Genomic DNA, 10,899 nt, shown 5'->3' with positions numbered 1-10,899 from the left:
AAGGGGCTGCATTTCCATCTGTTCGGCATCGGGACGGCGCTGCTCGCGCTCGGCGTGCTGCTCGCCTTCACCGATCTCGCCGGCCTTTGGAAGGCGGCGATTCCGCTCGCGGGCTTCGCCGGGCTCTGGCTCGACACCGGCGGCTGGATCGCCGGGCGCGTCACGGAGAGCGCGGCGTGGATGATCATCGGCGGCGGGGCGCTGATGAACGGGGCGCTCGGGGCGATGGCGGCGCTGGTCCTGCTCGACTGCTGGCTGCGCGTGCCGCTCCTGAGCGGGCCGCCGAAAGGCGCATATCGCTACTGAGCGGAGCGGGCGGCCCTGACACGGGGCGCCCGCTTCCTTGGTCCGAATTGACCCTCTCGCGGGCGCAGCATAAGAGGGGCGCGCAACGATGTTTCCCGAAAGGACGCTCCGATGAGCTTCAAGGTCCAGCCCGCCGCCCCTGCGCGACCGAATCGGTGTCAGCTCTTCGGACCGGGCTCGCGCCCGGAGCTCTTCGCCAAGATGGCGGCCTCCGCCGCCGACGTGATCAATCTCGACCTCGAGGATTCGGTGTCGCCCGCCGACAAGCCCGCCGCGCGCGCCAACATCGTGCGCGCCATCTCCGAGATCGACTGGGGGACCAAGACCCTCAGCGTGCGGATCAACGGGCTCGACAGCCCGTTCTGGTATCGCGACGTGGTCGATCTGCTCGAACAGGCGGGCGAGCGGCTCGACTTGATCATGATCCCCAAGGCCGGCTGCGCCGGCGACATCTACGCGGTCGACGCGCTCGTCTCCTCCGTAGAGGCCGCGATGGGGAAGAAGAAGAAACTGATGTTCGAGGCGCTGATCGAGACCGCCGCCGGCCTCGCCCATGTCGAGGAGATCGCCGCCGCGAGCCCCAGGATGACCGCTCTCAGCCTCGGCGCCGCCGATTACGCGGCCTCGATGGGGATGCAGACCACCGGCATCGGCGGCACGCAGGACGAGTATTACATGCTCGCCGGCGGCGCGGCGCCGCGCGCGGTCTCGCATCCCGATCCGTGGCATTATCCGGTGGTGGCGATCGTGGCGGCGTGCCGGACGCATGGGCTGCTGCCGGTCGACGGGCCGTTCGGCGACTTCTCCGACGAGGAGGGGTTCCGCGCCCAGGCGCGGCGGTCGGCGACTCTGGGTTGCGTCGGCAAATGGGCGATCCACCCCAAGCAGGTCGCGCTCGCCAACGAGGTGTTCACGCCGTCCGAGGCGAAAGTCGCCGAGGCGCGCGAGATCCTCGCCGCGATGGCGGCGGCGGAGCAGTCGGGGCAGGGCGCTGCGGTCTACAAGGGCAGGCTGGTCGATCTGGCCTCGATCCGGCAGGCGCAGGTGATCGTCAAGCAGGCCGAACTCATCGCCGGATGAGCGGCGGGCGCGCCGGCGGACCGTTGAGATCCGCCGGCGCCGCGTGTCAGCGGCGCTCGCCGCGCATCAGCCCGAGCGCGATGTAGCTGATCATAACGGCCCCTGCGGCCCCGGCGAAGAAGATGCCGAGCACCGTGAGCAGGTCCACCGGCCCGCCCATGTCGGACAGGCCCGAACTCGTCATCACCCAGACGAAGATCACCGCCGCGAGGCCGCCGACCGGGGCCAGAAGCTCGGCCCGCGCGAAGCGCCGCCCCAGAATGCCGCCGTCGCGGATCGCCACGAACAGGAACAGCGCGAGCGCCGCCGCCGCCGCCGCGACGAGCCCCCAGAACAGGCCGGCGCCGAACATCTCCTCGAACACCGCGATCAGCGTGCCGACTGTCATCGTCTCCATGGTCCGGTCTCCTCAGGCTTCGCCGCGCACCATGGCGAGGTAAGTGGGTTTGAGCGCCACTTCCTTCATCAGCCAGGTCAGCCACAGCTCCTCGAGCGGCGCGATGACCCCGGGGAAGGAGGGGACGAGGTTGTTGCGGTAGTCGAACTCCACCAGCATCGCCCGGCCGATCTTCGTGATCAGCGGGCAGGAGGTGTAGCCGTTGTAAGATTTGTCCGAGGTCGTCCCGGCGATGTCGGCGACGAGGTGTTCGACCACGACCGGCGCCTGCCATTTCGCGCTCGCCGCCGTCTTGCCCTTCGGCACGCCCGCCACGTCGCCGACGCTGAAGACGTTGGCGAAGCGCTTGTGGCGCAGCGTCTGCATGTCGGATTCGGTCCAGCCGTCGGCGGCGAAGGGGCCTTCGGTCCAGGCGAGCGGGCTGAGGCGCACGGCGTCGGGCGCGCGCATCGGGGGGATCACGTTGGTGAAGTCGTAGCCGATCTCCGTGTCGCCCTCGGGGGTGGCGTAAGTGGCGATCTTCTTCGCCGGGTCGATGGCCTTGAGGACATGGTTGTGGCGCGTCTCGAAGCCGCGATCCTCGAACAGCATCCGCACTTTCTCGTCCACGATCGGCACCGAGAACAGAATCTTGGAATGCGCCGCATAGACGATCTCGGCCTTGGTCCGGTTGTTGCGGCGGCGCAGATGGTCGTCGGTGATGAAGGCGAATTTCAGCGGCGCGCCGGCGCATTTCATCTCGGTGGCGGGCCGGCCGAACAGCGCGACGCCGCCGCGGTCGGCGAACTTGTCCAGCGCGATCCAGGTCTTCGCCGCCTCCTCGGGGCCGGCGTAGACCGCGCCGATCCCGTCGGTCCCGACGAGCTTCAGGTCGAAGCCCTCGACTGCGTCCCAGTCGAGCTTGAGGCCGGTCGCCACGATCAGGAAGTCATAGGGCACGCTCTGGCCGGCGTCGGTGACGACCTTGTTTCCTTCGGGATCGAACTCGGCGACCGAGGCCTCGATCAGCTCGACGCCCTGCGGGACCCATTCGGCGGTGGTCGAGATCGAATAGGCGGCGTCCTTGAGCCCCGCGGCGATCAGCGTGAAGCCGGGCTGGTAGAGATGGCGCGCGCGCGCGTCGATCAGCGTGATCTTGGCGCCGTCGAGCCGCCGCGAAAGCTGGTTGGCGCAGGCGAGACCCGCCGCGCCCGCGCCCGCGATCACAATGCGCGCGCTGCTCCTGACCGGGTCGCCGCCGCCGACCGCAGCCTGGCTCGCCGCACCGAACGCGCCGAGCGCCGTCAGCGCCGCGCCGCCGCGCAGAAGCGCTCGACGGCCGATCGCCGCCTTGAGGATGTCGTCGGCACTCGCTTCATGCTTCATGGCGTCGCCTCCTGCGCCCGCTGGCGCGTCGGTAAATCCGGTTTCCAAGTGCGGCTTTTAGCGTCGGGATTCCCGCCGGGAATTGACCTAGATCATACTGTGGAATGAGGAGGCCCCTGCGGCACATGCGGAGAAATGTCGCGTGACTGACAAGAAGGCCCCGCCGGCCTCCCCGATGCGCGCATTCGAGGCGGCCGCGGCACCGGCGCTGCGGCGCGCGAGCGCGCTTTCCGTCGGCGCAGGGCTGATCTGGCTGGCGCAATCGGCGCTGATCGCAGCGGCGCTCGCGCAGATGGCGGGAGAGACCGGGCTCGCCCCCGCGCCCGCCGCGCTCGGCTTCGTCGCGCTGGCGGCGCTGCGCGCGTGGCTGGGCTCGCAGGCGTCGCGGCTGGGCTTTCACGCGGCGCTCGACGTCGCGTCGCAGGCCCGCGCGGCGCTCGCGCGGCGCGCGGCGACCTCGGCGCCGCGCGATGCGGGGCGGGCGCTGTCGGGCGGGCTGGCCGCGCTCGCCGCCGACAAGCTGGAAGCCGCCCTTCCCGCGCTCGCCCGCTACCAGCCCGCCCGCGCCCGCGCCGCCGTTCTGCCGCTGGCGATACTGCTCGCGACCGCCTGGGTCTCCTGGGTCGCGGCGCTGATCCTGCTGATCGCGGGACCGTTGATCCCGATGTTCATGGCGCTGGTCGGAATGGCGGCGAAGGAGGCGTCCGAGCGGCAGATGGTCGCGCTCGGCGCGCTGTCGGGGTTGCTGCTCGACCGGCTGCGCGGCGTGGTCGACATCCGCCTGATGGACGCGACCGACCGCGTCGCCGACGCCTTCGCCGATCAGGCCGAGGATTTGCGCGCCCGCACCATGGCGGTGCTGCGCATCGCCTTCCTGTCCTCGGCGGTGCTGGAGCTGTTCTCCGCGCTCGGGGTGGCGCTGGTCGCGGTCTATGTCGGGTTCAGCCTTCTGGGGCTCCTGAACTTCGGCGCCTGGGGCGGGCTGGCGCTGGGAGAGGGCGTGTTCGTCCTGATGCTGGCGCCGGCCTTCTTCGAGCCCTTGCGCGACTTCGCCGCCGTCTGGCACGACCGCGCCGCCCATCGCGCCGCCGCCGGGGAAGTCGACGCGGCGCTGACCGCCGAGACGCTCCGCCTGCTCGGCGAGGGCCGGCGCGCGCCGGCGGCGGCGGGGGCGCCCGGGATCGTCCTGCGCGACCTCGCCGCGGGGCCGGCGACCGTCTCCGCCGAGATCGCGCCGGGCGCGCGGGTTGCTGTCACCGGGCCGAGCGGGTCGGGCAAGTCGACTCTGCTGGCGCTGATCGCGGGGTTGGAGGCGCCGCGCGCGGGCGAAATCGAAGTCGCGGGCCGCCCGCTCGACGACGCGACCGCCGACGCATGGCGGGCGCGGCTGGCCTGGGTCGGCCAGCGCCCGCATTTCGTCGCGGGCTCGCTGCGGGCGAATGTGGCGCTGGCGGGCGACCCGGCTGACCGGGCGGGCGTGGCGCGCGCGCTGGCGCTGGCCGCCGCGTCGGACGTCGCCGCCCGGGCGGAGGGCGGGCTCGACGCGCGGCTCGGCGAGACCGGACACGGGGTCTCCGGCGGCGAGGCGCGACGGCTCGCGGTCGCGCGCGCGGCCTTCGCGGCGCGCGACGTGATCCTCGCCGACGAGCCGACCGCCGATCTGGATGCGGACACCGCGCGCGACGTGACGGAGGGGCTGCTGCGGCTGGCTCAAGGCGGCGCGACGCTGATCGTGGCCACGCACGACCCCGCGCTGGCCGCGCGGATGGATTTCGAAATCCGCCTTGGCGCCGCCGCATGAGGGATCTCGCGACCATCCTGCGGCTGTTCTGGCGCGCGCATCGCCCCGCCTTTCTGTACGGGCTGGCGCTGACGCTCGCGACGATGGTCGCGGGCGCGGCGCTGCTGGGGCTGTCGGGCTGGTTCATCGTGGCGAGCGGGGTCGCGGGCGCGGCGGGGGCGGGGCTGACCTTCGACTTCTTCCGCCCCTCCGCCGGGGTGCGCTTTCTGGCGCTGGCGCGGGCGGCGGCGCGCTATGGCGAGCGGCTGACCACCCATGACGCGACGCTGCGCTTTCTGGCGGCGCTGCGCACGCGGCTGTTCCGCGCGCTGGCCGCGCGGCCCTATGCGGCGCTCGGGCGACTGCGGCGGGCGACCGCGCTGAACCGGCTGACGGCGGATGTCGACGCGCTCGACGCCGCCTATCTGCGCCTCTTCGCCCCCGCGGCCTCCGGCCTCGCGGCGCTGGCGCTCGCGCTGTGGCTGCTCTGGGCGATCGTCGCCCCGGCGGTGGCGCTCTGGGTCGTCGGCGTGCTGCTCGCCGCCGGGATCGCCGCCGCTGCGGCGGGGGCGGCGCGGGGGCGGCGCCCGTCGCGGCTGCGCGCGCTCGCCCTCGAGGCGCTGCGGGTGCGGATCGTGGACCTCTCGCGCGGGGCGGTCGATCTGGCTCTGGCCGGGCGGTTCGAGGATCAGGAGCGCGCCGTGCTGCGCGCCGACGCGATGGCCGCGAACGCGGCGCGCCGGCTCGACCGGCTCGACCGGACCACCGGGGCGGGGCTGGAGCTCGCCGTCGCCTGCGCCGCCGCGGGCGCGCTCGCGCTCGGCGCGTCGCTCGGGCTCGGCGCCGCGATCACCGCCGTGGGGGTGTTCGCGGCGCTCGCGCTCGGCGAGACGGTCGCGCCGCTGCGCCGCGGCGCGCTCGATCTGGGGCGGACGCTCCTCGCCGCGCGCCGGGTGGCGCCGGTCTTGCGGACCGAGGCGCCCGCCGCGCCGCCGGCTTCGCCCGTCGCCGCGGCGGGCGCGCCGCTGGCCATCGAGGCGGTCGTCCTGCGGCGGCCGGGCGGCGCTGCGCCGGTGCTCGACGGCGCCTCGCTGCGGGTCGAGCCCGCCGAATGGGTGGCGCTGACCGGGCCGAGCGGCTGCGGCAAGTCCACGCTGCTGGGGCTCGCCGCCGCGATGGAGCCGCCGCAAGCGGGCCGCGTCCTGCTCTGGGGGCGCGACGCGGGGCTCTGGCCCGAGCCGGCGCTGCGCGCCCGGCTGGCCGTCCTGCCCCAACGCGCCGAACTGTTCTCCGGGACTTTGGCCGACAACCTCCGTCTCGCCGACCCGCAGGCCGACGAAGACGCGCTTTGGGCCGCGCTCGACGCCGTCGCGCTGCGCGACGCGTCGGAGCGCGCGGGCGGGCTAGACGCGCCGCTCGGCGAAGGCGGCGCCGGTCTGTCAGGCGGCGAGCAGCGGCGACTGGCGCTGGCGCGGATCATCCTGCGCAGGCCCGCGCTGATGCTGCTCGACGAGCCCTGCGAGGGCCTTGACGCGGCGACGGCCCGCCGAGTCCTGAGCGGCTTGCGGGCCGCCCTGCCCGAGGCGGCGGCGCTGATCGCCAGCCACCGCCCCGAAGAACGCGCCGCCGCCGACCGCGTCGTCGCGCTGGCGCGCGCGGCGCTCTCAGGCTGACGGCGCCGCCGCTCAGCTGGTCTTGCAGGTCTTGATGCCGAGCAGGCTGTAGGCGGGGCAGTTGCCGATCGCCGCGGTGGCGACGAGAACGATGCCGATCCACGCCCACGCTCCGAGATAACCGGTGAGGGCGGCGACGATCAGCGCGAGGCCGACGACGATGCGGATGATCCGGTCGGTCTGGCCCATGTTGACGGCGAAATTCATGGCGAGGCTCCTCCTCAGCGATGGTTGACCACCTCGCTATAATGGGGGCGCATGCGGCGAGTCTGTGACCCGCTCACACCGGGTCTCGCCTTATTCCGGCTTCTTCGCGCAAAATGCGTCAGCCGGTCGCAGTCACGCGCGCGTCCCGGCGAAGGCCGCCAGCGCCGGGCGATCCCGCAAGGCGATCTCGCCGCGCCCGAGCGCGATCCAGCCGCGGCGCTCGAACTCCTTCAGCAGGCGCGAGACGACTTCGCGCGCCGTGCCCAGCTCCGCCGCGATCGCCTGATGCGTCGCGCGCACCTGCAGATAGGGCTGGGCCGCGAGCCAGCCTGCCAGCTTCACGTCGACCCGCCGCAGCAGCAATTCGTCGATCACCTCGACCAGTTCGACGATCCGGCTGGAGAACACGCTCAGCGCGAGGCCGCGGAACTCGGGGCTCTCCTCGACCAGCGCCCGGAACTGCTCCGCCGCGAGCGTCAGCGCCGAGACGTCGCCCTCGGCGTAGCCATAGGCGGCGTAGGGCGCGCCGCTCAGCAGGCAGGAGGTGGTCATCACGCAGCTGTCGCCCGGCCCGACGCGGTAGAGCACGACCGACCGACCGCTCTCGCTCATGTGCTCGACCCGCACGGCGCCGCGCAGCGGGATGGTGAAGCCCTCGCAGCTGTCGCCGGGGCCGAACAGGCGCGCCCCGTCCGGCGCGGCGATCCGGCGCCCGTTCGCGGCGAGCCGGGCGCGCAGCGTGGGCGAAAACCCGGGCGCGACCGTTGCGAGCGCGGTCTCGACGCCGGCGCCGGGCGACGCGGGGCTTCTGCGCTGAGATGTCGGCGGGCGCATCTTGTGGGTCCGGGCGTCGGGGCGTCTTCCCCCGATCCTGTCACGCGCGCCAGCACCGCGCCAGACCGCGCCCGCTTGACCCGCCGCCGATCTGCTGCGAGCGTCGAGCGTCACGCCCGCCACGGAGCGCCCCCATGTCCGACCGCCGGGCCGCGAGCCCCAACGATCTGCGCGCCTTCTGGATGCCCTTCACCGCGAACCGCCAGTTCAAGAAGGCGCCGCGGATGTTCGCCTCGGCCGACCGCATGCATTACGCGACCACCGACGGGCGACGGGTGCTCGACGGCACGGCGGGGCTGTGGTGCGTGAACGCCGGCCACAACCGCCCGAAGATCGTGCAGGCGATCCAGCGTCAGGCCGCCGAACTCGACTACGCGCCGTCCTTCCAGATGGGCCATCCCGGCGCCTTCGAGCTCGCCAACCGGCTGACCGATCTGGCGCCGGAGGGGCTTACGCATGTCATGTACGCCAATTCCGGGTCGGAAGCGGTCGAGACGGCGCTCAAGACCGCGCTCGCCTATCACCGCGCCCGCGGCGAGGGCGGGCGGTTCCGGCTGATCGGGCGCGAGCGCGGCTATCACGGGGTGAATTTCGGCGGCATCTCGGTCGGCGGCATCGTGAGCAATCGAAAGATGTTCGGGACGCTGCTCACCGGCGTCGACCACATCCGCCACACGCACGACCTGAGCCGCAACGCCTTCACGGTCGGCCAGCCCGAGCACGGGGCGGAGCTCGCCGACGATCTCGAGCGGCTCTGCGCGCTGCACGACCCCGCCACCATCGCCGCCGTGATCGTCGAGCCGATGGCGGGCTCCACCGGCGTGCTGCTGCCGCCGAAAGGCTATCTGGAGCGGCTGCGCGCGATCTGCGACCGCCACGGCATCCTGCTGATCTTCGACGAGGTCATCACCGGCTTCGGGCGCGTCGGCGCGCCGTTCGGCGCCCAGCGCTTCGGCGTGACGCCGGACATGATCGTCTGCGCCAAGGGCATCACCAACGGCGTGATCCCGATGGGCGCGGTTCTGGTCAAGGAGGCGATCCACGACGCCTTCATGACCGGCCCCGAACACCTGATCGAGTTCTTCCACGGCTACACCTACAGCGGCAATCCCATCGCCTGCGCAGCAGCCCTCGGCACGCTGGAGACCTACGCCGAGGACGGGCTGCTCACCCGCGCGCTGGAGCTCGAGGACTACTGGGCCGACGCGCTGCACAGCCTGCGCAGCCTGCCGCATGTCGTCGACATCCGCAATCTCGGGCTGATCGGCGCGGTCGAGCTTGCGCCCATTGCGGGCGAGCCCACGAGGCGCGCCTTCTCCGCTTTCCTGAAGGCCTACGAGAAGGGCTATCTGATCCGCACCACCGGCGACATCATCGCGCTGTCGCCGCCGCTGATCATCTCGAAGGCCGAGATCGACGAGTTGATCGGCGCGCTGGGAGAGGTGCTGAAAGGGCTCGACTGAGGTGGCTGGGCGGCGAGGCTCTTCGGCGTCCCGACGGGGGCCGCGATGCGCCGGTCGGCATGAGCGCTGAGGACCGCGCCCTCCCCCCAGGCAGGGCGCGGTCCGTGCCGGCCGCATGGACCAAGGGGCGAGCGGGGATCGTCCGCCGCCCCCCCTCACGCCCGCCAGTCGAGCAGCCGCCGCTCCAGCCAGCCGATCCCCGCGCTGACCGCCAACCCCATCAGCGACAGGATCGTCACGCCGGCGAACAGCCGCTCCAGATCGTAGAGCGCGCCCGCCTCCAGAATGTATGCGCCCACGCCCCGCTGCGCGCCGAGCATCTCGGCGGCGACCAGCAGGATGATCCCGATGGCGAGTCCGATCCGCAGCCCCGAGAGGATGCCCGGCATCGCGCCCGGCAGCACGATCTTGCGCACGATCGACCACCAGGACAGCCCGAAGCTCTGGCCCATGCGGATCAGCGTCCGGTCCACATTGTCCACCGCGCCGAAGGTCGCCACCACCATCGGCGTGAACGTCCCGAAGGCGATCAGCGCGTATTTCGAGCCCTCGTCGATGCCGAACCAGATCACGAAAAGCGGCAGCAGCGCGATCTTGGGGATCGGGAACAACGCCGCCACCAGCGGCGACAGCCCCGACCGCACGTAGGAGAACAGCCCGATCGCGACCCCTGTCGCCACCCCCGCGCTCACCCCAAGCGCGGCCCCCACAGCGAGCCGCGACAGCGACGGGAGCAGATGCGCCCAGAGCAGCCCCGAGGCGACAAGATCGCCGAGCGTCGCCAGAACGTCCGAAGGGCGCGGAAGCGTGAGGTTCGAAATCCACCCCGCCCGCGCGCCCCATTCCACCAGCGCCACCAGCGCCAGAAACACCAGCGCGCCGACGCCGCGCTTGGCCGACGGGCGGAACCCGCCGCCCCGGAAGGGCACAGGGCGGGCCGGCGCCCCAGCCGCGGCATCGCGGGCCGGCGCCTCGGTCGCCTCGCGCGATAGCGCCACGTCAGCCATCGACCAGCTCCGCATCCGCCGCCCGCGCCTCGTCGCGCATCAGGCTCCACAACCGCCGCTGATAGGCCTCCATCGCCGGATCGGCCAGCGCCCGCCCCGAGAGCGGCCGGTTGACCTCGACGATCTCGCGGATGCGCCCCGGCCTGCGCGACAGCACCACGATCCGGTGGCCGAGCCGCACCGCTTCCGCGAGGTTGTGCGTGACATAGACCGCCGTGAACGGCGCCCGCTCCCACAGCTCGACCAGATCGTCCATCAGCAACTCGCGCGTCTGGCTGTCGAGCGCGGAGAGCGGCTCGTCCATCAGCATCACCGCCGGCTCCACCGCCAGCGCCCGCGCGATGGCGACGCGCTGCTTCATCCCGCCCGAAAGCTGCCGGGGGAGGGCGTCGCGGAACTCGCTCAGCCGGGTGCGCGCCAGGACGTCGGCGATGACCGCCTCGGCCCGTCCCGGCGGCAGAGGGTGATCCTCGAGCGCGAGCGAGACGTTGCCGGCGACGCTGCGCCAGGGCAGCAGCGCGAAATCCTGAAACACGTAAGTCAGCGCGTTGAGGCAGCCGGGCGGCGGCGCGCCGATCTGGAGGATCGCGCCGGCGTCCGCCCGCTCCAGCCCGCCCATCAGCCGCAGCAGCGTGGACTTGCCGCAGCCCGAGGGGCCCACGATGCAGGTGATCCGCCCCGAGGGGATCGCGAGCGTCAGGTCGCGCAGCACCTCGACGCCGCCATAGCGGTGCGAGACGCCGACAAGGGACAGTTCCATCGCGCGCTCCCGGCGGGGAAGGGGCCT

The 10,899-nt window shown here is 72.7% G+C and carries 11 protein-coding genes; 5 read left to right on the top strand and 6 right to left on the bottom strand.

The window, feature by feature from the left end:
• Together V7Q31_RS10210 and V7Q31_RS10205 are read left to right on the top strand one after the other, a co-directional pair.
• A partial coding sequence (locus tag V7Q31_RS10210; protein WP_333833691.1) for a hypothetical protein occupies window positions 1-306 on the top strand: 306 nt, incomplete at its 5' end.
• A 111-nt stretch (window positions 307-417) separates the two neighbouring features.
• Window positions 418-1,386, top strand: a complete 969-nt coding sequence (locus V7Q31_RS10205) for an HpcH/HpaI aldolase/citrate lyase family protein (RefSeq protein WP_333833690.1) — start codon at window positions 418-420, stop codon at window positions 1,384-1,386.
• A 46-nt stretch (window positions 1,387-1,432) separates the two neighbouring features.
• Here the strand turns inward: V7Q31_RS10205 and V7Q31_RS10200 are convergent, their stop codons facing one another.
• Together V7Q31_RS10200 and V7Q31_RS10195 are read right to left on the bottom strand one after the other, a co-directional pair.
• Window positions 1,433-1,783: a DUF5368 family protein gene (locus tag V7Q31_RS10200; RefSeq protein WP_333833689.1), complete on the bottom strand. Its 351-nt coding sequence runs from the start codon at window positions 1,781-1,783 to the stop codon at window positions 1,433-1,435.
• A gap of 12 nt (window positions 1,784-1,795) precedes the next feature.
• Complete coding sequence (locus V7Q31_RS10195; protein WP_333833688.1) at window positions 1,796-3,148, bottom strand: NAD(P)/FAD-dependent oxidoreductase; 1,353 nt, start codon at window positions 3,146-3,148, stop codon at window positions 1,796-1,798.
• Window positions 3,149-3,290: 142 nt separating this feature from the next.
• Between V7Q31_RS10195 and cydD the strand changes: the two genes are divergently transcribed.
• A complete protein-coding gene (gene cydD / locus V7Q31_RS10190; protein WP_333833687.1) occupies window positions 3,291-4,949 on the top strand; it encodes a thiol reductant ABC exporter subunit CydD in 1,659 nt (552 codons plus the stop codon).
• Window positions 4,946-6,601 (top strand): amino acid ABC transporter ATP-binding/permease protein, encoded by a 1,656-nt coding sequence (locus V7Q31_RS10185; protein WP_333833685.1) that lies wholly within the window; start codon window positions 4,946-4,948, stop codon window positions 6,599-6,601. Before cydD ends, V7Q31_RS10185 begins: the two co-directional genes overlap by 4 nt.
• Window positions 6,602-6,613: 12 nt before the next feature.
• On the opposite strand, the gene V7Q31_RS10180 is transcribed toward V7Q31_RS10185, so the two are convergent.
• The gene (locus V7Q31_RS10180; RefSeq protein WP_333833683.1) at window positions 6,614-6,808 is read right to left on the bottom strand and encodes a YgaP family membrane protein; all 195 of its coding nucleotides are present in this window, start codon (window positions 6,806-6,808) and stop codon (window positions 6,614-6,616) included.
• A 132-nt stretch (window positions 6,809-6,940) separates the two neighbouring features.
• Window positions 6,941-7,642, bottom strand: a complete 702-nt coding sequence (locus tag V7Q31_RS10175) for a Crp/Fnr family transcriptional regulator (protein ID WP_333833682.1) — start codon at window positions 7,640-7,642, stop codon at window positions 6,941-6,943.
• A gap of 134 nt (window positions 7,643-7,776) precedes the next feature.
• Between V7Q31_RS10175 and V7Q31_RS10170 the strand changes: the two genes are divergently transcribed.
• Window positions 7,777-9,105, top strand: coding sequence for an aspartate aminotransferase family protein (locus V7Q31_RS10170; RefSeq protein WP_333833680.1), 1,329 nt, complete (start codon window positions 7,777-7,779; stop codon window positions 9,103-9,105).
• A 155-nt stretch (window positions 9,106-9,260) separates the two neighbouring features.
• On the opposite strand, the gene V7Q31_RS10165 is transcribed toward V7Q31_RS10170, so the two are convergent.
• Complete coding sequence (locus V7Q31_RS10165) at window positions 9,261-10,112, bottom strand: ABC transporter permease (RefSeq protein WP_333833679.1); 852 nt, start codon at window positions 10,110-10,112, stop codon at window positions 9,261-9,263.
• The gene (locus V7Q31_RS10160) at window positions 10,105-10,872 is read right to left on the bottom strand and encodes an ABC transporter ATP-binding protein (RefSeq protein WP_333833678.1); all 768 of its coding nucleotides are present in this window, start codon (window positions 10,870-10,872) and stop codon (window positions 10,105-10,107) included. Before V7Q31_RS10160 ends, V7Q31_RS10165 begins: the two co-directional genes overlap by 8 nt.
• Window positions 10,873-10,899 lie beyond the last annotated feature (27 nt).

Origin of the sequence: Rubrimonas sp. (assembly GCF_036788415.1) — a bacterium.
Classification (GTDB): Bacteria; Pseudomonadota; Alphaproteobacteria; order Rhodobacterales; family Rhodobacteraceae; genus Rubrimonas.
Note: the sequence above shows the minus strand (reverse complement) of the source record. Positions and strands in the feature narration are given on the sequence as shown.